This is a genomic window from Marinobacter sp. F3R08 (genome assembly GCF_018860425.1).
Lineage (GTDB): Bacteria > Pseudomonadota > Gammaproteobacteria > Pseudomonadales > Oleiphilaceae > Marinobacter.
Genome location: NZ_JAHKPI010000014.1, coordinates 397,399 through 419,722, shown reverse-complemented (window position 1 = coordinate 419,722; position 22,324 = coordinate 397,399). Strand labels below are relative to the sequence as shown.

18 protein-coding genes are annotated in these 22,324 nt (G+C 56.1%); 4 read left to right on the top strand and 14 right to left on the bottom strand.

The genetic code is table 11. The features are described from left to right. Window positions 1–18 precede the first annotated feature (18 nt). The 6 genes from KO499_RS04975 to KO499_RS04950 all read right to left on the bottom strand — a co-directional run bounded on the left by KO499_RS04975 (window position 19) and on the right by KO499_RS04950 (window position 4,994). On the bottom strand, window positions 19–927 hold the full coding sequence (locus KO499_RS04975; protein ID WP_215982601.1) for a lysine exporter LysO family protein: 909 nt from the start codon (window positions 925–927) through the stop codon (window positions 19–21). 30 nt (window positions 928–957) lie between these two features. Next, window positions 958–1,326: a hypothetical protein gene (locus tag KO499_RS04970; protein ID WP_215982600.1), complete on the bottom strand. Its 369-nt coding sequence runs from the start codon at window positions 1,324–1,326 to the stop codon at window positions 958–960. 12 nt (window positions 1,327–1,338) lie between these two features. Next, a complete protein-coding gene (locus KO499_RS04965) occupies window positions 1,339–1,659 on the bottom strand; it encodes a DUF2288 domain-containing protein (RefSeq protein ID WP_215982599.1) in 321 nt (106 codons plus the stop codon). Window positions 1,660–1,756: 97 nt separating this feature from the next. Next, complete coding sequence (locus KO499_RS04960; protein WP_215982598.1) at window positions 1,757–2,152, bottom strand: response regulator; 396 nt, start codon at window positions 2,150–2,152, stop codon at window positions 1,757–1,759. After that, window positions 2,153–3,316, bottom strand: a complete 1,164-nt coding sequence (locus KO499_RS19890; protein ID WP_215982597.1) for a response regulator — start codon at window positions 3,314–3,316, stop codon at window positions 2,153–2,155. It abuts the gene before it with no gap. A gap of 34 nt (window positions 3,317–3,350) precedes the next feature. Continuing rightward, entirely contained in the window at window positions 3,351–4,994 is a 1,644-nt protein-coding gene (locus KO499_RS04950) for a diguanylate cyclase (protein WP_215982596.1), read from the bottom strand. Between the two features lie 97 nt (window positions 4,995–5,091). Between KO499_RS04950 and KO499_RS04945 the strand changes: the two genes are divergently transcribed. Further along, a complete protein-coding gene (locus tag KO499_RS04945) occupies window positions 5,092–6,909 on the top strand; it encodes an ATP-binding protein (RefSeq protein WP_215982595.1) in 1,818 nt (605 codons plus the stop codon). After that, window positions 6,875–9,724, top strand: coding sequence for a PAS domain-containing protein (locus KO499_RS04940; RefSeq protein WP_215982594.1), 2,850 nt, complete (start codon window positions 6,875–6,877; stop codon window positions 9,722–9,724). The genes KO499_RS04945 and KO499_RS04940 overlap by 35 nt, the downstream gene beginning before the upstream one ends. A gap of 79 nt (window positions 9,725–9,803) precedes the next feature. Here KO499_RS04940 and acnA read toward each other — a convergent pair whose 3' ends face one another. The 4 genes from acnA to KO499_RS04920 form a co-directional block, all read right to left on the bottom strand. After that, window positions 9,804–12,563: an aconitate hydratase AcnA gene (gene acnA / locus KO499_RS04935; protein ID WP_215982593.1), complete on the bottom strand. Its 2,760-nt coding sequence runs from the start codon at window positions 12,561–12,563 to the stop codon at window positions 9,804–9,806. A gap of 258 nt (window positions 12,564–12,821) precedes the next feature. After that, complete coding sequence (locus tag KO499_RS04930) at window positions 12,822–14,342, bottom strand: methyl-accepting chemotaxis protein (protein ID WP_215982592.1); 1,521 nt, start codon at window positions 14,340–14,342, stop codon at window positions 12,822–12,824. Then, window positions 14,339–14,926 carry an SCO family protein gene (locus KO499_RS04925; RefSeq protein ID WP_323133321.1) on the bottom strand — a complete coding sequence of 196 codons (588 nt, stop codon included), beginning with the start codon at window positions 14,924–14,926 and terminating at the stop codon, window positions 14,339–14,341. The genes KO499_RS04930 and KO499_RS04925 overlap by 4 nt, the downstream gene beginning before the upstream one ends. A 173-nt stretch (window positions 14,927–15,099) precedes the next feature. Then, on the bottom strand, window positions 15,100–16,923 hold the full coding sequence (locus KO499_RS04920; RefSeq protein WP_215982591.1) for an ABC transporter ATP-binding protein: 1,824 nt from the start codon (window positions 16,921–16,923) through the stop codon (window positions 15,100–15,102). Window positions 16,924–17,066: 143 nt separating this feature from the next. Between KO499_RS04920 and KO499_RS04915 the strand changes: the two genes are divergently transcribed. Then, on the top strand, window positions 17,067–18,521 hold the full coding sequence (locus tag KO499_RS04915; protein WP_215982590.1) for a hypothetical protein: 1,455 nt from the start codon (window positions 17,067–17,069) through the stop codon (window positions 18,519–18,521). Window positions 18,522–18,558: 37 nt separating this feature from the next. Here KO499_RS04915 and KO499_RS04910 read toward each other — a convergent pair whose 3' ends face one another. After that, window positions 18,559–20,007, bottom strand: a complete 1,449-nt coding sequence (locus KO499_RS04910) for a rhomboid family intramembrane serine protease (protein ID WP_215982589.1) — start codon at window positions 20,005–20,007, stop codon at window positions 18,559–18,561. A gap of 324 nt (window positions 20,008–20,331) precedes the next feature. On the opposite strand from KO499_RS04910, the gene KO499_RS04905 reads away from it, so the two are divergent. Continuing rightward, window positions 20,332–20,772, top strand: coding sequence for an OmpA family protein (locus tag KO499_RS04905; RefSeq protein WP_215982588.1), 441 nt, complete (start codon window positions 20,332–20,334; stop codon window positions 20,770–20,772). Window positions 20,773–20,836: 64 nt separating this feature from the next. Here the strand turns inward: KO499_RS04905 and KO499_RS04900 are convergent, their stop codons facing one another. The 3 genes from KO499_RS04900 to KO499_RS04890 all read right to left on the bottom strand — a co-directional run bounded on the left by KO499_RS04900 (window position 20,837) and on the right by KO499_RS04890 (window position 22,286). After that, the gene (locus KO499_RS04900) at window positions 20,837–21,247 is read right to left on the bottom strand and encodes an MAPEG family protein (RefSeq protein ID WP_215982587.1); all 411 of its coding nucleotides are present in this window, start codon (window positions 21,245–21,247) and stop codon (window positions 20,837–20,839) included. A gap of 2 nt (window positions 21,248–21,249) precedes the next feature. Then, window positions 21,250–21,492: a GlsB/YeaQ/YmgE family stress response membrane protein gene (locus tag KO499_RS04895; protein ID WP_215982586.1), complete on the bottom strand. Its 243-nt coding sequence runs from the start codon at window positions 21,490–21,492 to the stop codon at window positions 21,250–21,252. 95 nt (window positions 21,493–21,587) lie between these two features. After that, complete coding sequence (locus tag KO499_RS04890; protein WP_215982585.1) at window positions 21,588–22,286, bottom strand: lysophospholipid acyltransferase family protein; 699 nt, start codon at window positions 22,284–22,286, stop codon at window positions 21,588–21,590. Window positions 22,287–22,324: the final 38 nt, after the last annotated feature.

Sequence of the window (22,324 nt, the reverse complement as noted above, 5' to 3'; positions counted from 1 at the left end):
CCTTGCGGGCATGCCGATCTAACCGAGAGACAGAAACACACCCATCAGCACAGGGGACAGGAAAGACAACAGGAAACCCGAGGCAATAGCGACCGGAACGCAGGATAACCCACCACTGCTTCGGATAACCGGTAGTGTAAAGTCCATCGCAGTAGCGCCACCATAGCCAATCGCCATAGCCGGTCGACTGGCAATCAACAGCGGAATAATGGCCAGAGCAACGATTTCCCTGATCACATCATTAAGGAAAGCCACGCCTCCCCACGCCGGGCCGAGCGCTTCGCCAATCACAATGCCAGACAGCGAATACCAGCCAAACCCCGACGCGATCGCCAGAGCATCGTGCCAGGGCAGCCCAAGGACAGGAATCAGGATAACCCCGGCTGCCAGAGAGCTGAACGTCAAAGCCAGCGCGATACCCAGGCCCTGACGATTCATCAGCAGTTTCCGCAGCGAAAGACCCGCATTACGCAACTGAAGACCAATCAGGAATAAGAGAAACATCAACGCCCAGGTCGCCAATTGCTCCACCATGGGCATATCCGGCAACAGGTAATAGCCGGCCAGCAAACCAGCAATAACCGCAACCAGCGGCTTCAGGCCTGCAAGGAACAGCCTGCGGTAACCCGGACTGACATGGCCTTCAGGGCTTACCAGCGTCATGGGCTGCCAGCGGTGAAACAGCCAGAGACCAGCCATGTTAGCGACGAAAAGCACCACCACCAGCGCCAGTACCTGAACGGCCATGCCACCCAACTGCGCCGCCAACCCCTCCATCTGGCCAAGCCCAAGCCCGAGCAACAACAGGATAAAGTAAACCAGAGCCTCCAGGGTGTAATGGATAACTGTCATGACTCTGCGATTTTCCAGCGAGATGGCAAATCCCAGGAACAGGGGAGCAAGAATGAGCAAAGCTCCAGTCAGCATAACGTCCTCACGAAACAGAAAGGGTGGAGATCAGATCAGGGGTTTGAAATGGACTGGGTCGGCTTCGGGGGTAGCCGATTCACCTTCCGGAGTCCCGATGGTTCGGGCAAGGCGCTGGGCAGCCACAGACCACAAGACATAATCATCGGGCTTCGGATCATAGCCCTCGCCCATCATGGATCCAGCGATACTGCGCAGCGTTGATTCAGCACTGACAACGGTTTTCCAGGGACCACGCAGAAGCTGCCCGCTGGGGCGCTCCTGATCTGTTCCAGACAGGGCCACCAGCCCCCAGAGCCCATCGCCAACCGGCCGGATATGCAGCTCAATGCGCTGATCGTCACGAAGCATCACAAGATCTTTCAGCGGAGCCCGGCCATGAAAATAGTGCAGCTTCATGCAGCCCTGCGTTTAATGAAGTACATGGCCAGAACGGTCCTGCACCAGAACCCAGGGCGCAACCACAACCGCCCAGAGTTCAGCATTCCGGTCATACCAGGCTTGCGCTGTTTCAGGCGTGACCTCACCAACGTGTCCCTCATCCATCCACCGGGCAAACCGTGGTTTGTTATCCGCAGCAAGTTCTGCCGCCACATCCAGCAGATCCAGATCCGGCGACACGCGAACCACCTGCCCTCGGGCGAAGTAGGTCTGCAATTCGTGCCAGTGAATACGGGAGGTTTCCAGATTGAGCTTTGCTTTCAGCTCATCCCCGGGAGGAATAGACGACATCAAAGGGCCTCAGGTTCGAAAACAATCACAACAGGTTAACCGAATCGGGCGCAGCAAGACCAGCAGCCCACGGAAATTAGGGGCCCGGTTCAGGTTGTCAGTCGAGCTTATCCCAGATGTCCCGAATGCGATCGGACAGCGTCATCGGATCAAAGGGTTTGGGAATCACATCCACGGCGCCAAGGGCCAGATAACCATCTACCTCGTCCCGCTGCACCTTGGCGGTCATGAAAACGGCTGGTGTATTGGCAAATTCGGGCTTTTCACGGATAGCTCTCAGTGTGCTGGGTCCGTCCATCATGGGCATCATCACATCCAGAAGGATCAGTTGTGGCCTGAAAATATCAATGTTTTCGAGGGCGTCCGCTCCGGAATCACAGGCTTTAAGGGTAAACCCACCCACGGCCTCCAAAGCCAGCTCAGCCACCGCTCTGATATCTTCTTCATCCTCAACCAGCATGATTTTCTGTAAAGGTGCTCCGGACTCCGCCATTTATACACTCCCTCTATCCGTTGTGTCTTTCCGTGAGTCCAGCCAGTCATCCAGTCCGATCTGTCTGAGTAGCCTGGAGCACTCCGGGTTGTCTGTCTGCCCGCTCGCAATCAGGCCAGCTGCCCGCATAACCAGGAGGTTCTGCCTGACATCCTCCCGGGCAAGATAATGCACCGCGCCGGTCATTTGCCGGATGCTCAGCGGCAGCCGCCACTGTACCTTCAAGGTGTTTCCATATTGCTGCGCCCAATCCCTGAGCCCGCTCTCGATATCCGTTTCGGTCAGTTCTCCACCTTGTTGAACAAATTGTTGCATGACATTCAGTACGGCGAGCTCTCCCATACGGCTCAGCAGCCCGGCGATCTGGAATTCGAGCGCCTTTTTACCGAGCACCATGGCAATTTTCTGGGCTTCCGAACCCACCAATTCTGCTTCGGCCTGAAAGTACTTTGCCCTTCGTGCCAGAGCCTCAGACCGGAAGACCGAGCCGGTGTCCAGCGCCAGTGCCAGCGCCTGGCTCAGAGCCATGGGAACGCCCATCACCGAAATGGCATCACGCACGTTCACCACCGGTGTTCCGGTTCGCCGGAACGAAGAACGATTTGCGATCTCCAGCAGTCTGGCACACAGAGCGGCTTCTTTCTGCCACCGCTCGGCCAGTTGCGCACCGGACAGATCATCCGCTCGCTCAATCAATCCAAGAACACCCGCCACATCCATTCGGGTGGGCACCTGAACGCCCGATTCCAGTTTTCCGGACAGCATCTCGGCCAGCGTTTGAAAGCCAGGGTCTTCGGGCAGCACCGCCTCGAGCATGCTGGCAAGACGGGTATGAAGCACTTCCACATTGAATGGCTTGCTGATGTAGCCGCTGATGCCGTAATGAGCCGCCTTCAGAATGGAATCACGGTCCGCCCTGCCCGTCAGCATGACCACGGGCATGTCCTTATCGTCTGCCCGGATCTCCCGCAAAATCTCCAGACCGGATCCATCAGGCAGCAACCAGTCAATGATAAAAAAGCCTGGCGCCCTGGTTCGCCAGAGCTCCAGTGCCTCCCTCACATTGAATGCCTTGAAGACCTTCAATGCAGGATGCAGGCCGGCAACCACCGTTTCAACGAGATCAGCCATCAACTCGTCGTCTTCAACAATAACGACATTCACCTCTACTCACTCCCTGATGAACTTCCTCCATCTATCACGCTGCGGTAACGCCGTTTCGGCCTGCCGATTTGCGTCGATACAGTGCTCTATCAGCGGCTTCTATCGCTTCCTCTGCCTTGTCATAAGCATCCAGCGGGGCCAGGCCAACACTCACCGTCACAGAAAACGGACCCTCTGCCCCATTGAAGGTGATTTTCGACATCCGCTCACACACCGCCTGCATGGATTGCCGGGCGCCTTCCATCGAGCAGTTCGGCAACGCCACGATAAATTCTTCACCGCCATAGCGACCGATAACGTCGGTTTTTCGAAGCCGGTGCCGAAGCAGGTTTGCCAGACCTTTGATAACCAGATCGCCAACCCTGTGCCCGTGCCGATCATTCACCTGTTTGAAGTGGTCAAGATCCAGCATGGCAACAACCGAGGGATAACTCAGCCTCTGGCTGCGCCCATGCTCTTTGGCCACTTCGGAATTGGCCAGGGAGTGCTTCAGCAACCCGGTCAGGCTGTCCCTGGACGCCAGCTTGTCCAGTTGCCTGGCCCGGTAGCACCGGACTTTGGCCGCTTGTAACAACACTCTGTCGGACACGGGCTTGGTGAGAAAATCATCACCACCCTGGGACAGAGCATCAAACTGAAACTCCCGGTCTTCCTCAGAGGACAGGAAAATGATGTGCAACCCCACCCATTCGGGGTCAAGCCTGAGCATTCTTGCCAGTGTAGGACCGTTGAAGTGTCCCATCTGGACATCCATCAGAATGATATCCGGCCGAAACTCCGAAAGGACGCCCAGGATATCGGAGGGCGAATTCACGCACCGGACTTCGAGCCCTCCACCTTCCAGAATCAGACTGTACCGTTCGAGTAGCTCCGGATCGTCATCAATCACCATCACTCGCCCGGTGCCGGACTCTATTTTCTCGTCAACCAGCCGCTCCATGTAGTCCACCAATAACGGCACATCAACGGGTTCACTCACGAAACCGTCAACGCCCAGTGTGGCAAGCCGATACCTTTCATCGAAGGTATCGCGGGAACTGATACAGATAAACGGAGGACGATCGCCCGAGTCCCAGGGGATTTGCTCTTGCGAAATCAGGACATTGTCCCTTATCAGGACAACAGATACCCGAGACAGCTCTTCAGAGACGAGGTCTTTCGGGGTGACGCAATGAATACTGAAGCCATGAGGGGTCAGTGCGCTCGACAGTTGTTCCGCAGCTTTCCGATCCGGTTCGATAATCAGAACAACCGGCTGATCTGAGGTGTCGGCGCTCGGGCCTTTGAACAGTTCGGCCGCATCCTGGCCATCATCCTCGATGATCAGAAGGTTTTCCAATCCCAGGACTCGACCAATGAAGTGCTCACGTAGAAGGCTTTTCGGAATCCCTGCGTTATGCTCAGGAATCCCTGGCTCTGCCTCCACGTAGGGCTTGAGTATCAGTTCGAGTGCCCGGGCTTCGTCGCCCAGAGCGCGGAAGCCAAACGTACCAGCAGAGCCTGCGAGCCGATGAAGCACCTGATAGGCGCGTCGCAGTTCGTCCAGACTTCCCTCTCCGGCGGCGGCATCCTGCGCCATCAGAGCGACCATATGGATATCGCCTGACGCTTTCTCCTTGAAGCGCGCTTTCAGGACACCAAGCTTGCGTAGAACGTCAGCCGTTTGTTCGTCAGACATAGACTACTCAATCAGATCCGCACCAAAGCGGTTTTATGCCATACTTCGGCGAAGAAACATTTAACCTTTCTTCCAGAATACCACCGGGGAAACTGTTTTGCCGCCACTTTCACTTGGCACCCGCCTCGCCGTGATCGTTATCCTTGGTTCCATCTCAACCGTCGGGGCCGTTCTGGCCGTTGCCTACAATGCGTTGGTGGACGATTTCGAGGCAATACTCACCGAGCAACAGCTTGTGGAGACCCGACGAATCGCCACCGAAGTAGAGCAGCGCCTTAAGCTGAAGCTTGATGTACTGAGTGAATCTGCCGCCATGATGAGTGACGGGAACGCCCTTCACTCGCTGACAGAAATCACCTACCAGCTCGAGCGACAAAACCTTTTGCATACACTTTTCCCGGATGGCCTCGTGGTCTTCGACGCGGAAGCAACCGCGATTGCAGAGAATATTCACGCACCCGGACGCCTGGGCACCAATTATTCGGACAGAAACCATTTTCGCCGCGCCATTCAGACCAGAAGTCCGGTCATCAGTCGCCCTCTCCTTGGCCGGGCCACCGGCGTGCCGTTGCTGTCTTTTCTTGCCCCTATCGAATCCGGGGAAGGTGATCTTCTGGGGTTGCTGAGCGGCACGGTCACTATTGGCCAGACCAGCCTGATACCCGACGATATGCTCAAGCGTCTGAGAGATGAACAGGACCGTTTCAAAGTGATTGATGTGGAGAATCTTCTCTATATTGAAGGGGGGCCTTCACCCGGCCAGGGCGTGCAGCCGCTGCCAGTACCTGGCGCAGATCCGCTGGTGGACGCGGGACTATCCGGCATCACCTTCGGGACGGTGACAGACAACAATGGCCAGGAACAGATTTACGCCGCCAGTCATCTGGAGGATCTGGGCTGGATGTTCATCCGCTCCGTGCCATACGAACGGGCTACGGCTCCGGCATTCGATTCGTTCATGAAATTCTCCATCATCAGTATCGCCATTGGTTTTTTCATTGCCCTGCTGGGCTTTCTCGCCAGCCGCTCCGCCGTAAAGCCTCTGGACAAGATGACCGAAACCATCGAAGGCATGGCAAGAAGCCCGTCCAATGGACAACGACTGACCGGGAAAGGCACCAAGGAAACTCGCCAATTAGCCGCAGCGTTCAACCAGCTGATGACCGAACGAGATGCCATCAGCACCATGAAAGAAAACTTCGTGTCGAACGTCAGCCACGAGTTACGGACGCCATTGACCTCTCTCAACGGCGCGCTGCGCCTACTGGCTTCCGGAGCGGCCGGCGCACTTCCGGTGAAAGCCGAAGAGATGGCCCGTCTGGCGTTGCGTAACGGTGATCGCCTGCATCTTTTGATTTCCGATTTGCTGGATTTCAGCAAACTGACCGCAGGCCAGATGACGGTTTCGCTGGCGCCCCAACCTCTGGAGCCTGTCATCGAAGCGGCGATGATCGACAATACCGCCCTGGCGTCGGAGCACAATCTGTCACTTGTCATCGAAGGTCTTGGTGATCAGGTGATTGTCGCTGACGAGCACCGTCTGCGACAGGTCCTGGATAATTTCATCAGCAATGCGATCAAGTTCTCGCCATCGAATGACACAATCACCCTCAAAGTTGAGCAGAGCGGCCCGGAAACCACCCGGATCATCGTCAGTGATTGTGGCTCAGGGGTACCGAAGCAGTTTGAGAGCGAGCTGTTCGAGCGTTTTTCACAGGCAGAAGTTGGCACATCGAAATCCATCAAGGGCACCGGTCTCGGCCTCGCAATCTGCCAGGACCTGGCCCGACTCATGAACGGAAAAATCGGCTATTTTTATGACAGCGGGGCCAACTTCTGGATTGAGCTGCCAAACTCCACAATCAGGAAGAATAACGCCAATGAAAACGCCGGAATTTCCTCCCGAGGAGCGTGAGCGCCTATCGGCACTTGAACGCACAGGCTTGCTCGATACAGGGCCTGAAGAACGCTTTGACCGGTACACCCGGATGGCCTGCAAGGCCTTCAATGTACCGATTGCTCTGGTCAGCCTGGTAGACAGTAATCGACAATGGTTCAAGTCCTGTCAGGGTATCTCGGCTACCGAAACCTCCCGCGAGATCTCGTTCTGTGGTCATGCAATTCTGAGTTCTGATCTGCTGGTGATCGAAGACGCCCAGCAGGATGAGCGTTTCAAGGATAATCCGTTAGTCACCGAGGATCCGTTCCTGCGTTTTTACGCCGGTGCGCCACTCCACAACAGCGAGGGATTCCGACTGGGCACCCTGTGCCTGATTGATCAGGCAGCGCGCAGTTTCGATCAGAACGAGCAGTCCCTTCTTCGTGAAATCGCCGATTGCGTGGAGCGGGAGATTAATCTTCAGGCTGCCGCCGAGTTCTACCAGGAACTCAAACATAGCGAACGTCGTGCCAGAGCAATCATTGACGGCACCCGAATTGGCACCTGGGAGTGGAACGTACAAACCGGGGAGACCGTTTTTAACGAACGCTGGGCCAACATTTGCGGCTATACACTCGACGAACTGATGCCCGTCAGCATAAAGACCTGGGTGGGCCTCGCGCACCCAGACGATCTGCCGGAATCAGAACGTCTGCTCAAAGCCCATTTTGCCGGCGAGCTCTCCGAGTATGACTACCGATGCCGAATGAAGCATAAGAACGGCCACTGGGTATGGGTGCACGATCGCGGCCAGGTTTTCGAATGGAGCCATGACGGCAAACCGGTGATGATGTATGGCACCCATGCCGATGTGACCGAGGTAATGAACAACCTCAATAAAACCCAGCAGCAGAACGAAGCACTGGCCATCCTCAATGATCTGGCACTGGATACCGAGACAAATGACGATATCCGCATCGAAAGAGCCCTTCGGCTCGGGTCAGACTACCTGAACCTGCCTCTGGGAATTGTCAGCGAGATACACAGTAACGTCTATTCCATCCAGTGGTTTGTCGCCCCCGAAGATTCGGGGCTTGAACAGAATGCAAGTTTTCCACTGAGAGATACCTACTGCTCAATGCTCCTCGGTGCACGAGAAAGTCTGGCCATTGCGCACATGGCCAAGTCGGGCTATCGCGGTCACCGCTGTTACGAAAAATTTGGCCTTGAGAGCTACCTTGCCGCCCCCATTTTCATCAAGGATCATTTGTACGGAACACTCAATTTTTCCTCACCTGAGCCACGTGAACAGGATTTTTCGGAAACCGAAATCACCTTCGTGACACTGCTGGCGCGCTGGATTGGCGGCCTTATCGAAAGAGAGCTCAGCGTAAAGATGCTCACCAAACTGGTAGAGCAGACCCCCGGCATGCTCTATCAATACCAGCTGTGGCCGGATGGCCGCGTGTCATTCCCCTATGCCAGCCCTCACATAGAAGAGATTTATGGCGTTACGGCCGAGGAAGTAAAAGACGATGCATCTGTTTGCTTCACCAAAATCCATCCGGATGATTTTTCAGCAGTCTCTGCCAGTATCGAGCAATCGGCAGAAGCCTTAACGATCTGGCATAGCCAATATCGCCTGGCAAACGGTCAATCCGGTTGGCGATGGGTGGAGGGCAAGTCATCACCGGAGAAGATGCCCGATGGCAGCGTCATGTGGCACGGATACATTGCCGATATTGACGAGTCAAAGCACACCGAACTCGCCCTTCAGGAAAGCGAAGCCCAGCTCCGGAGGCTGTACGAACTATCGCCCATCGGCATCGCTCTGACCGACTACAGATCCGGTGCGTTTCTTGATGTGAACGAAGCGCTGCTGGAACCCACCGGATACAGACGTGAGCAATTGATGGCCGGGGATTACTGGCAACTCTTGCCGCCAAACTTTGAACAGCGACAACAGGAAATCATTGCCGAACTTCAGGCCGAAAAACGTTTTGGCCCTCATGAGGTCGAGATCGTGCGCGCAAATGGTTCAACCTACCCGGCCATCGTCCGCGGGATGAGGATCAACAGTCCCTCAGGCCAACCTCTGATCTGGACGCTGATCGAAGATATCTCCGAGCAGAAAAAGGTAGACCGGATGAAGAGCGAATTCATCTCAACGGTCAGCCACGAGCTCCGGACGCCGCTGACATCCATATCGGGCTCTCTTGGCCTGATCGAGAGCGGCACTCTCGGAGCCCTCCCGCCACAAGCCGAGCGAATGGTGTCCATTGCTCATCGCAACGCGGACCAACTGAAGCAACTGGTCGACGACCTACTGGATATGGAAAAACTGGTTTCCGGCAAGATGACCATGCATCTGCAAAACGAGGAAATGACCCCGGTTATTGAAGAATCGATAGAGCGCCTTAAAACCTATGCCCTGGAAAGCGGTGTAGCCATCCGCGTCACCGATGATTTCGATGGACGCATTGCGAAAATCGACCATTCACGTTTTGGCCAGGCGTTTACCAACCTACTGTCCAATGCCATCAAGTTCTCGCCCGCCAATGGGCAGGTTCAGGTAAGCAGCAAGATCGATCAGGGGTGCATTCAGATCCTGGTCACGGACCAGGGACCCGGCATTCCCGACAGCTTTCGCCCACGAATCTTTCAGAAATTTGCGCAGGCAGACAGCTCCGACACTCGCGGCAAACGAGGAACGGGGCTCGGCCTGGCCATAACGAAAGAAATCATGACCCAGATGGGCGGCGATGTCGGCTTCGACTCTGAACAGGGCCAGGGATCCTGTTTCTGGCTCAGCCTGCCCCTGGCCGAAACAGACACAAATAGCACCGCCTGAAAGGCATGGGGGCCGAATCTTGCGTTGCGGGTGAGTCCGGCATGTCGGCAGACCGCTATGCCGGACTCACCCCAGACCATCAGGCAGTACGCAGCATCTCTCTCACAACGTAGTGGAGAATGCCACCGTGCTTGAAGTAAACGGCCTCGTTGGCAGTATCAATCCGGGACCTCAGCTCACAGCTCTGTGTCGAACCGTCCTTGTATTTCACCGTCATGGTCAGTGTCTGACCTGGTTTGATCTCGCCGGACAGACCTTCGATGCTGATGGTTTCCTCACCGGTCAGTTTCAGGCTCTTGCGATCCGTGCCTTCCGGGAACTGCAGTGGCATCACACCCATCCCGATAAGGTTTGAGCGGTGGATGCGTTCATAGGATTCAGCCACCACGGCTCTCACACCCAGCAATCGGGTGCCTTTGGCCGCCCAGTCACGGCTTGATCCGGTGCCGTATTCCTTACCGGCAATGACCACCAATGGCGTGCCCTGCGCCTGGTACTTCATGGCGGCATCGTAGATGGCCATCTGCTCACCAGTGGGTACGAACCGGGTGAAACCACCCTCCACTCCGTCCAGCATCTCGTTCTTGATGCGGACGTTGGCAAAGGTGCCACGCATCATCACTTCGTGATTACCCCGCCGGGAGCCATAGGAGTTAAAGTCTTTCGGCTCAACACCATGCTCCTGGAGGTATTTACCGGCAGGGGTATCCGGCTTGAAAGAACCCGCCGGAGAGATGTGATCAGTGGTTACTGAATCGCCCAGCAGTGCCAGGATTCTGGCATCCCTGATGTCCTCGATGGCATCAGGCTCTTCACCCATGCCGTCAAAAAACGGCGGATGCTGGATGTACGTGGAATTGTCGGACCATTCGTACACCTTGCTTTCGGGAACCTCGATAGACTTCCAGATAGCGTCCCCATCAAAGACTTCCGCATACTCCTTGCGGAACATACCTGTTTTCACTTTCTCTACGGCGTCAGCAATTTCCTGCTGGCTGGGCCAGAGATCCTTCAGATACACCGGGTTACCATCCGTGTCTTCGCCCAGCGGATCCCTGGAGAGATCCAGACGAACGTTCCCCGCCAGCGCATAGGCAACCACCAGAGGCGGCGAGGCCAGCCAATTGGTTTTTACCATTGGATGCACCCGGCCCTCGAAGTTACGGTTGCCGGAGAGCACAGAGGCCACGGTCAGATCCCCATCGCTGATGGCTTTTTCCACCGCATCCGGAAGCGGACCCGAGTTGCCAATACAGGTAGTACACCCGTATCCCACCAGGTTAAACCCGAGTGTGTCCAGATCATCCTGGAAGCCACCAACTTTCAGGTAATCGGTAACCACCTTGGAGCCCGGCGCCAGCGAGGTCTTCACCCAGGGTTTGGTTCTCAGGCCCTTCGCAACGGCTTTCTGGGCAATCAGACCCGCAGCCATCATTACACTGGGGTTGGATGTGTTGGTGCAGGACGTAATGGCTGCAATCACCACGGCCCCCGGATCCAGCCGGCTTTTTTCTCCGTTCATCTCCAGGGGTTGACTGGCACGGTGTTCGTAGCTGTTGTCGACGCCTACAGCGGTCTGACCACCTTCAGATTCCAGCTTGGCCTCTCGGTTTTCAGCAGGCCCCTCGGCGGTTTCCATCAGCAGCTCGAAAGAAGACTTCATGTTTTTCAGGGCTACCCGGTCCTGTGGACGCTTGGGTCCGGCGAGACTCGCTTCCACTTCGCCCATGTCGAGTTCCAGGCTATCGGTATAGACCGGCTCGTGGCCGGGTTCACGCCACAATCCCTGAGCCCTGGCATAGGCTTCTACCAGCTCAAGCTGTTCTTCGTCACGGCCGGTCAGGCGCATGTACTTGATGGTCTGCTCATCCACCGGGAAAAACCCGCAGGTTGCGCCATATTCCGGCGCCATATTCGCGATGGTGGCGCGATCGGCCACCGGCATGTCTTTGAGGCCATCGCCGTAGAATTCCACGAATTTGCCGACCACACCTTTCTTGCGCAGCATCTCGGTGACAGTAAGCACCAGATCGGTCGCGGTAATACCCTCACGTAGCTTGCCGGTCACCTTGAAGCCCACCACTTCCGGAATCAGCATGGACACCGGCTGGCCCAGCATGCCCGCTTCAGCTTCAATACCGCCGACACCCCAGCCAAGAATGCCAAGCCCATTAATCATGGTGGTGTGAGAATCGGTGCCAACCAGAGTGTCCGGATAGGCAATGGTCTTGCCTTCCTGATCTTTCTGCCAGACGGTCTTGCCCAGGTACTCCAGATTTACCTGGTGACAGATACCGGTACCCGGCGGCACGACACGGAAATTATCAAAGGCCTGCTGCCCCCAGCGCAGAAATTCATAACGCTCCTGGTTGCGTTCCATTTCGATGGCCACGTTGTCTTTGAACGCCGATTCATCACCAAACTTGTCGACCATCACCGAGTGGTCAATCACCAGATCCACAGGTGACAACGGGTTGATCATTGCCGGATCCTTACCCGCCGCCTTGACCGCCTCACGCATCGCCGCCAGATCGACAACGCCGGGCACACCGGTGAAATCCTGCATAAGGACCCGCGCTGGACGGAACTGGATTTCGGTATCAGAACTACGATCCTTCAGCCACTGAACCATGGCATCAATGTGGCTCCTGTCTACCGTTGTGCCGTCTTCGTTGCGCAGCAGGTTCTCCATCAGAACCTTGAGTGAGAACGGCAAGCGGTTGAGATCGCCCAGGGTATTCGCAGCCTTGGGAAGGCTGTAGTAGTGAAAGGTTTTACCGCCAGCATCAAGGCTGGAAAGGGTATTCAGGCTGTCTTTGCTGAGACTGTCACTAGACATTTGTTGCCTCCTTTTCGTCGTTATCCGAGTGTTCCGGAAGGCTCTTTCGAAGCCCTTTCAGCAGCGTATAGACCGGAAGCAATGCCATAACGGACCATAGCCTGATGAAAGGACTCCACAGCAGGACGTCACCTTTAACTATTGCAGCAATTAATGAGAGTTCAACCGCATGCTGATGAATGTTCGGCATCAGCGCCGTGAATATCAGACCAAGGTCGGAGCGCTCGCAGGCTCTCCAACCTCAGCTCTTTGAGGGGGTTAGATGCGATAAAGTCTGACCAGTTCATCCAGTTTTTCGGTGATAGCCTCAAGCTCGGCTGCCATGGTCCTGACCCGCTCCGCCTCAGACACGACATCGTTGTTGCGGTTGGCAATGGAATGGATGTTTTCATTCATCTGGAGAGATGTTGCGGCCTGCTCTTCCGAGGCTGAGGCAATCTGGTCGTTCATCCTGGACACGTCATTGATCGCCGCTTCCACCTCGCCCATGGCCTGTGCAGTTTCACGCATGGCCCTGGTGGATTCAGCGGACCGACTGCGACCCATCGCCATGGACGCTTTGGTGGCGTCAGAGATCTCGCCCAGCTCGCTGACCGTGGCGCGAATCTGATCCGTAAACTCCTGGGTTCGCAAGGACAGCGCCCTGACCTCATCGGCCACGACCGAGAACCCGCGACCATGTTCGCCCGCCCTCGCCGCTTCGATGGCTGCGTTCAGAGCCAACAGATTGGTCTGTTCGGAGATGGCGTTGATCGAGCCCACCACTGTCGATATGGATTCGATCTTTTCGCTCAGTTCGTCAACTCTGTGGGCGCTGCTTTCTAGCGCCTCGTCAGTCGCCTCTGTCAGCGTTGATGCATTCCCCATTGCCTGGCCGCCCCGGGTTGCAGCTGCCGAAGCATTGCGCGCTGCGTCGGAAGCCAACTGAGCGTTGCTGGCCACCTCCTGTATGCTGGCCGACATTTCGTTGGTGGCCGCTGCCGCCTGATCCGTCTGAACCTGCTGATCATTGGCAATCCGGGTCGTGGTATCGCTGACGCTGGTCATGTCGTCGGCGTCCGAGTTGAGTTGAGCCGACAGTTCCCTGAGCCTGGAGATCAACTCAACGAACCGCTCCAACATGTTGTTGAACGAGCCGGCGGTAACACTCTTGTCGGCGCCATCGAGACGGACGGTGAGGTCGTTGTGACTGTCGAACGCCCGGATAATCTCGATAATCTGAATGGATTGTTTCTGCTCCGCCCCCATCCGGATCGCAAAGAACACAAGAATAACGGCCTCGAATACCACGAACGCAGCATGCAGAAAGGTGATAGACCAACTGCAATCATAATTGAAGATCATCAAAGACATGCTGCCAAGGGATGATCCACTCAGCTGCAGGCCGGTTAACACCAGGTGATGAACGGCGATGGTTGTCGCCGCTACGGCCACCGGTAACCAGTCACGGTAGATGATCACCAGGGCAAGCGCGGCAAAAATGTGGAAATGCATCTCGATCCGGCCCATCTGCGCCTGAATCATAATGGCCGAAAACAGCATCAGACAGACTGCGAACAGCGCAGACAGAGCTCGTGTAGCGCGCAGGGTAAAAAAGCCTGCTGTCGCAAGACCACCTACCAGCAGAGACGCCACCAGAGCAAAGGTTGTTGTGCCATACCCCATAGGCACCAGCAGACCGACCACAGGAACATGGGCCAGGAGAATCATCAGCATCTGCCGATCGGTGCGTTCCCGGATTTCAATTTCATACGACTGGGTACCGATTGCTGCCGTCATGACGAACGTCCACTCTCGTTGTTTTCAAGTAAGCGTCGAAGATCCTGCTCAACCAGTTCAAGGTTCAGGTCCGGTGTGGTGTACACCAGCCTTCTTCGAAAATCAGAAGTCACCACATGCAACCCGGCGCTGTGGGCAATCAGGTTTTCCGATGTGCTTCCCTGTTTGATGGCAACGTCGTTGTAGGCCGACGCCAGTCGGCGGGCTGCGAGATGGCTTTCAGGTCGGTAGGTCCGGAACGCGGCTCCAAGTCCCTGGGCAGTCTGTTCCATCAATTCCGGGGTATCGTTTTCAGGATCAAGGGTGATAAACAAGAACTCGACATTCGCATCTGCCAGGCGTTGGCTTAGGTCCATCAGATTAACCAGTTGCACCGGGCAAACGGTTCCGCACTGCCGATAGCCAAAAAACAGGATAACAAGTCCCCCCGCAGGAGGCTGGTAACCCCTGACAGGCGCACCTGGTTCATCAATTGCCAAACCATAAAAACCACTGCTGTTCAGCAATGAGGGCATCACAGGAAGCGCCACCCCCAACAGAAAAGCCAGCGTAAAAAGCAGGATCGCGGTCGTTTTTTTATGCACAGTCTTCACTCATCGAACATCGACACGGCTTCATCAACGAAACCGGGTCAGGAACAGAACCACCTCTTGGGCAGACGGAGGGCAGAAATGAACTGCTCTGACGAACCAATACGGTCATCAAGTGCGACGGATCATTATTTGCTGTAATAAAAAGTAAAGTTTACGGAGGTGAGCTACATCTGACGCTCGCCGTAGAGCTGGGCGTATAACCCTTCTCTGGCGATCAGTTCGTCGTGGTGACCTTCCTCTATAATTCTGCCGTCTTCAAAAACACAGGCTCTGTCTGCCTGTTTAACGGCACTGAGGCGATGGGCAATGATGAGGGTGGTACGCTGCTTGAGAAACGCTTGAAGGTCCCGGTGCAACAGGAACTCCGTTTCGGCATCCAGGGCTGATGTCGCCTCGTCCAGAATGACCACCGATGGATCCGACAGGATCATCCGGGCAATGGCGAGCCGTTGACGCTGGCCGCCAGACAAGCGAACACCCTGCCGGCCAATCACGGTGTCGAGCTGCCGAGGCAGGGCCCCCACCGTGCTGTCCAGCTGGGCAATCCGTAACGCATCCCAGAGTTTCGCATCAGGCTGGCTACGGCCCAGAGTCAGGTTCTGGCGCACCGTGTCATTGAACAGCGCCGGGTGCTGGAGCACCGTCGCCACATGCTCGCGAAGACACGGCAACCCGATTCGCTGAACCGGCACACCATCAATCAGCACGTCACCCTGTTGAGGTGTATACAGGCCCAGAATCACCTGTATCAAAGTGGATTTGCCGCCGCCACTGGCGCCCACCAGCGCTACCTTTTCTCCGGGTGCAAGGTCCAGGTTGATGCCCCTGAGCACGGCCTCTTCCCCATAACCGAAATGAATGTCCCTGAGGGTCAGCCCCACGGTGTGGCGGTCCTGGAAGGGATTTTCCAGCGCCGGGTATCGAGGTTCTTCTTCCAGGTCCAGCAGACGGTTGATACGCCCAAGAGCCGCATTAGCCGCAAACCAGGCGTACTGCATGTTCAGCATTTCCTGAACCGGCGTCAGCATGAACCAGAGATAGCCGAAAATGGCGAACATCATGCCGATACTGAGATCACTGAATAAAACAGTGATCATGGCCGCAGCGCGGAACGCGTCGACACCAAACTGGAACAGGGCAAAACTGGCCCTGCTGGCCGCATCACTGCGCCATTCAAACTGAATGGCATGATCTCGCACGTTGCGGGCACGGTCGATCAACTGGCGCAGGTAATGCTTTTCCCGGTTGGCCGCACGCAACTGATGAATGGCATCCAGCGTCTCAGTAAGATCACCCTGGAACTCTTCGTACGCGCTGTTTTCCCGGTGTTTCAGTTCCTTGACCCGCTTGCCGATCAGAATCGTGGCGAAGATCACCAGTGGATTGAAGAGCAGAATCAACAGCGCCAGCTGCCAGTGCACCCAAAGCAGAATTATTGCCGTGCCGAGCACCGTAAGAGTGGCCACCAGGAACCGGCTGATGGTCGTGCCGAGAAACTGGTCAACCGTGTCCAGATCGGTAATAAAATGGCTGCTGATCCCGCCGGACCCCCTGGTTTCGTATTCGGACATGGCGACCCGCTGCAAACGCCCCAGCAGCCGGGACCGGATACGGAACACCACATCCTTCGAGACTTTGGAAAACTCCCGGGACTGCAAGACGTTAAACAACAACGCCGCTACGCGGAGCAAAAAGGCGGCCAGAACCATCAGGCCGATGTAGGCCACCGGCGTTTGCCAGCTCTCTGACAGAATCGAGTTCATGACCGGCAACACCGGGCCTGATTCACCCAGCAGCACTTCATCCACCAGTACCGGCAGTAACAGTGGAACAGGAACACTCATGATGGTGGCCATAATGGCCAGCAGGTTGGCACGCACCAGTCTCGGCCTATGCTTCAGCGCAAGCGAAAAAATATCCCGCCAGCTGTATCGCTGTCGGGTTTCAGCGGTGTCGAGACCGGTTACACTGTTATGCGTGTGTTCCAAGCAACCTCCGGATAGAAACCTTGTCGGGCTGAATACGCCCGGGAACTGACAATAGTCTACCTGTTAACTGATTTGCTGCGATCAAAACCGACATCTGTCATCATGAACCAACGAATTTCTGATGGACCAGGACAAAAGCACCAGTGAAACACGATTGCCACTATCATCCAGGCGAATCCGCCAAATGGCACTGCGGGGAGTGCCAGATTCACTACTGTAATCGCTGCATGCCTGATGCCGATACCCGGCAGCGACGAGCCCTGTGCCCGCATTGCAGCAAAGCCATGCGATACCTTGGTGCCGCCACGGAGGTCATCCCCTTCTGGCAGAGGCTGGGTGCCTTTTTCCGCTACCCATTTCACACCGATCCTCTGATTGTTATTGCCATCTGCACCCTGGTGCCCGTTGTTGCGCCGGCCAATCTGATCGGTATTGTGATCTGGCTGTTACTGGCGCTCGCCCTGTTCAAATACACTTACGCCGTCATCAATCACACGGCGGAAGGCCACCTGAAGCCACCGGCCGTATCCGTTGCGTTCACCGGCAGCGGCTTTAATATTGTCGTACTCCAGCTGCTGGTGTTCGTGCTGATGGGCGGGCTGGTTGGCACCGCGGCCATGCTCGGCGGCTCGATTCTCATGCTACTGGCCCTGGCATTCGTGGTTCTGGCACTGCCCGCCAGCATCATGGTTCTGGCCATGGAGCGCTCGGTCGGCGCGGCAGTGAATCCGATGAATCTGGCCCTGCTGATATCCAGAATCGGCACGCCTTACTTCCTGCTCTATGGCTACCTGATTCTGCTGACCCTCGCCTCCGGCGCCGCCCAGGACTTTGCCGTCAATCACTTTCCCATGTGGGTGGCCCAGCCCCTGGCCGGTTTCCTCAACAGTACCTTCACACTGATTCTGTTCCACATGCTCGGCTACCTGTTGTTCCAGTATCAGGAAGAACTCGGATTCGCCTCCGACATCCAGGACGATATTGCTGACCAGGACACGCACCAACGGGACCGCACCAGCCGCTTCGATGCAGACATCGACATGAACCTGAAAGATGGTAACTACGACCGGGTCATGGGTATGCTCAAGGAAGCGCTGAAGCGGGACAGGGACAACCCCGTGCGAATCGGCCAGCTTTACCAGCTCACCACGGCCCGCCAGGACGTTGAAGAACTCTACCGGTACCATCCGCGTATGCTGGGTTGGCTGGCCGATCACAACGACGGCGAAGGCATCGCCGGGCTGTTGAAAACGCTCCAGCAGGCAGAACCCGACTTCAAAGTCGAGGATCCCGAGTTGACCGTGCGTTGCGCCCGCTCGTTGTACAACAAAAACCTGTTCAAACCCGCTCTTCGGCTGCTGCAGGATTTTCACAAGCGATTCCCGGACAACGAACAGCTGCTACCCGCCTACCTGCTGGTGGCACAAACCCTCGCAAATGGTTTATCCCAGTGGGAAAAGGCGACAGCCTACCTGACGTTTATCCAGAAAAACTGCGAGAGTCACCCGCAGCATGATCAGATGACGACTTATCTCGAACAGGCCCGGAATAAAGAGCCCCTGAAGGGACCAAAAGCAACGTTTTCCGTACAGGACTGAGGCAGCGCATGGGAGGGGCTTCCTTGCCCTCCCGGCACTAACCGGCTTGCAGAAGCTGGCGATAGTGAAGTGCTTTCGGCGTCATCTGTAGCTTTTCAAACTCTTCTGCCAGTAACCGACAGGCCTCTGCTGTCAGCACGTCATTCCCCGTGCTTCTGATCCGCTCGAAGGCTTTTTCAGCGGCTTTGAGATCGTGCTGTTTCAGACTGAGGAACAGGACTCGGTTATGGTCTTCCGCTGCCAGTGGCTGGTGACTCTCACCCTTGCTGAGGTATTCCTGCCAGATGCCAATCATCTGCTCCGGCTGCCGCCGGCTCAGTGTATCGTTCATCAACTCTCTGGCAAGGTCGCGGTACTGGGGCAGATCCGGTCGCAGTTTTGCCAAATGGTAAAGATGCTCGAGCAGGATATGCCGGTCGGGATAATGCTCGCGCAGGGCCTCAAACTGTCGGCGGGCCAGGTCAAATTCCATCCGCCCAAGGCTCGCCATGGCCTGGGCGTAGCCAGAGGTAAAACGCGCGTCCTGCTCATCTTCCTCCGGCTCGAAGAACTCCTCCCGCACCTGGAGCCAGCTTTTGCCAAGCAGCCAGACCAGACCGGCACCGGCTATAAGGCCACCCGCATGGGCCATGTAGGCGACGCCGGTGGCGCCAGCAAACCAGTAATCGTAGATTTCCTTGCCAAGCCATACCGGCAGGATGGCAAGGGCGGGCGCACGGAAGTAATTGAAATAAACTCCGAGAAAAAAGAAAAACCGGATCTTCTGCAGCCCATAAATCGCCACGTACATGCCCATCAGACCGGAGATCGAACCCGAGGCTCCCACCAGGGGAATGTGGCTGCCAGAGGAGAAGGCCGTAAAGACCAACCCTGACAACGCCCCGCACACCAGATAGGCAATCAGGAACCGACCAGGGCCCAGGGCTTTCTCAACCGTAAACCCGAGCAGGAACAGAAACACCAGGTTGCCGATGATGTGGCCCCAGCCGCCATGAAGGAACTGGTAAGTAATCAGGGTGGACAGTGACAGATCAGCAGGTATCAGACCAAGCTGGTTTGCGCTCAGTTTCTGGAGGTAGTCCTGTTCGATGACGCTCCGATACTCGCGCCAGTGGGCACGTTCCGCAGGAGCCCAGATAACATCTTGATTCAGGACGAGGTACTGGTAAAACTCCCGGTCCATCAACAGATTGATGGCCAGCCAGAAGTTCTCATTTTCCTCCCGGAGCTGCTGGAACTGCTGGAGTTCGTGTATCCGGCCTTCTTCCCCCCCGAATTGAATCTGCCGTTGCAGGTAATCCTCGTAGGCTGGCGCCTCAAGCTCATGGAGATCGACCTCCAGATAGTGTTCAACGGCTTGCTCAAGCTTGCGGCTGTCACCCCCCTGATAGAACAGGAACACCAGCAGACAGGCCATGATCAGGCCAAGGGTAACCCATGGCGGGCGTTTCCAGTTGATGGCGTTTTCGGCGGGAATAATCAGCATGGGCGGTCACAATTCATCATAATCTGTCCCTGAGAATCTGCTTTTTACCACAGCGGCGCCTTCTTTTCGCGCTCAAATGAAATCCGGCACACAGGTCATTGCGGGTCCATCCCGCAAACGTGGCACACACCGTAGGTGCAGGCAAAGGCCCAATAACCGGCCCGAATGTCATTAGGGCGTCACACAAATGACATTTAATCGCTTCCATCGAAGGACTGTGCCCGGACACGTATCGACCTTTCGCCAATTGCCGTTATTCCTGCGCCAGCCAATAGTAACCAGGAATAACAAGAAAAACCGGATAGCGAAACAAGGATTCTGCAGATGACCACACTCATACTGGACAACCCCGAGCTGATCGCCAGGGCAGCCATTGCCGCCGGCTACTCCGCGGCAACTCTTGAAGCCACGGTAAAAAAGCCACACCGGATGAAGTTCCACTACGGCTTCAACCAGCATTCGCTGAATGACGACGACATGGCTTTCCTGAAACAGCATGCCCTCTATTTAACCCAGTCACCTTCAGTCACAGTCAGAATTCATGGCCACTCGGACAATTTCGGCTCTGAAGGCTACAACCAGTTCCTTTCCCGGCTCAGGGCCAATGCGGTTGCGCGGGTCCTTATGAAGGAAGGTGTGCCTGAATCTCGCCTGCTCATAACCTGCTGGGGCTCTGCCCGCCCACTGACCAGACAAGAAGACCGAGCTGCCAATCGCCGCGTTGAACTGGAATACCTGACACTGGACGTCGCCCGGGCACTTTGAAGCAACGGCTTACAGAAAAGGGGGCACGCCCCCTCTTCCTCATATTCCTACACCTCAGGCCTTGTCACCCCACTCGGCCATAAACCTGCCAGACATTCCACAGCAGCAACAACGCAGCCACCAGAATAGCCAGCCAGGTCAGCAGGATACCGATCATTCTGGCTTTATGGGGGCCGCCGCGACCTTTGATCATCCCGAACGCATGCAGAATTCGGCCAACCACCAGCGCCATTCCGGTCCAGTAGATCAGACCACTGGCGACACCATTAAGCTCGGCTATCGCGAGCATGATCAGGCCAATGGGCGCATATTCCACCAGATTGGCATGAGCCCGAACCGCCGCCTCGAAGTCCTGGTCATCGGTGACGCCCAGGCCTTTTCTATATTTCAGGCGAAACTTGACGACCTGAACCGACAACACCAACAACAAAATGCCGATGACGGCAGCAAATACTCCGGTTACGGGTAGGATCATGCTCAGGCCTTCTTGATTGCACTTACAATAGCGAGGAGTAACACAGCACCCACGGTTGCGGTCACCAATTCACCTACCGCACCCTGGGCTGCCAGACCCAGCAACCGAAACACGAAACCGCCGACAATCGAGCCGACAATCCCAATACCGATATTGGCCAGGACGCCAAAGCCACGGCCCTTCATAATCAAACCTGCGAGCCAGCCCGCCACACCGCCTATAATCAGAAACAGAATCAGGTTCATCTTTTGCCTCTCCCTGAGGATGCTTGAACGAAACGATCAGTCACGCAAGACTGCCCTGTTTCCAGTGGTGCTTCAAGCACTTCCAGACGAGCCGATCACAGTGTTGCAATCGTCTCCGCCATGTCCCGATGGCACCGGGACATCAATTCCGGAATATCCTCAACCGTCAGGCCTTCAGTTTCGACGGGTGGCAACACCCTGATGGCCACAGACTCGCGGCGACCACTCCAGCCCTTGGCTTCATCAGCATATTCCTGAACACAGACCATGGTGATCGGTGCTCCGGATGCCACCGCTGCGTGAAAGGCGCCTTTCTTGAACTTCTGCAGGCCACGACCCTTGCTGCGGGTACCCTCGGGGAAGATCCAGAGACTCTTCCGATCACGGGCGATAGCACTGCTTGTGGCCTGCATGACCGCAACAGCTTTGTGAGAGCGCCCGCGATTGAGGATAACGTTGCCACCGAGCCAGAACACCTGGCCAAAAAAAGGCACCCACACCAGTGCCGATTTACCAACGGTCACGGTGCGCGGCGGCAGCAGGTCTCCCATCACGAAAAGGTCATCATTGTGCTGGTGGTTGGCAATGACCACCGTCGGCCGATCCTGTGGCAGGTTGTCCCAGCCCTCAAGTGGCCGATCCATACCCAGAACAGCCCGTCCGAAACGCGCCACGGAACACCCGAGAAAACGGTTGTTGTCCGGATTGAACGGCCTTGCCACATAGAACACCAGCGCAAACAGGCAGATGATCGGCACACTCAGCCACGCCATCAATTTTCTAATAACACCCATGCAACCAAACTCTGCAGCCAAATTATGGCGCACAAGTG

What these genes read in the sequence shown, in the direction of transcription:
- KO499_RS04900 (WP_215982587.1), bottom strand. Translation starts at nt 21,247, where the DNA reads ATGATCCTACCCGTAACCGGAGTATTTGCTGCCGTCATCGGCATTTTG.
- KO499_RS04895 (WP_215982586.1), bottom strand. Translation starts at nt 21,492, where the DNA reads ATGAACCTGATTCTGTTTCTGATTATAGGCGGTGTGGCGGGCTGGCTC.
- KO499_RS04960 (WP_215982598.1), bottom strand. Translation starts at nt 2,152, where the DNA reads ATGGCGGAGTCCGGAGCACCTTTACAGAAAATCATGCTGGTTGAGGAT.
- KO499_RS04950 (WP_215982596.1), bottom strand. Translation starts at nt 4,994, where the DNA reads ATGTCTGACGAACAAACGGCTGACGTTCTACGCAAGCTTGGTGTCCTG.
- KO499_RS04905 (WP_215982588.1), top strand. Translation starts at nt 20,332, where the DNA reads ATGACCACACTCATACTGGACAACCCCGAGCTGATCGCCAGGGCAGCC.
- KO499_RS04890 (WP_215982585.1), bottom strand. Translation starts at nt 22,286, where the DNA reads ATGGGTGTTATTAGAAAATTGATGGCGTGGCTGAGTGTGCCGATCATC.
- acnA (WP_215982593.1), bottom strand. Translation starts at nt 12,563, where the DNA reads ATGTCTAGTGACAGTCTCAGCAAAGACAGCCTGAATACCCTTTCCAGC.
- KO499_RS04940 (WP_215982594.1), top strand. Translation starts at nt 6,875, where the DNA reads ATGAAAACGCCGGAATTTCCTCCCGAGGAGCGTGAGCGCCTATCGGCA.
- KO499_RS04930 (WP_215982592.1), bottom strand. Translation starts at nt 14,342, where the DNA reads ATGACGGCAGCAATCGGTACCCAGTCGTATGAAATTGAAATCCGGGAA.
- KO499_RS04975 (WP_215982601.1), bottom strand. Translation starts at nt 927, where the DNA reads ATGCTGACTGGAGCTTTGCTCATTCTTGCTCCCCTGTTCCTGGGATTT.
- KO499_RS04910 (WP_215982589.1), bottom strand. Translation starts at nt 20,007, where the DNA reads ATGCTGATTATTCCCGCCGAAAACGCCATCAACTGGAAACGCCCGCCA.
- KO499_RS04970 (WP_215982600.1), bottom strand. Translation starts at nt 1,326, where the DNA reads ATGAAGCTGCACTATTTTCATGGCCGGGCTCCGCTGAAAGATCTTGTG.
- KO499_RS04965 (WP_215982599.1), bottom strand. Translation starts at nt 1,659, where the DNA reads ATGTCGTCTATTCCTCCCGGGGATGAGCTGAAAGCAAAGCTCAATCTG.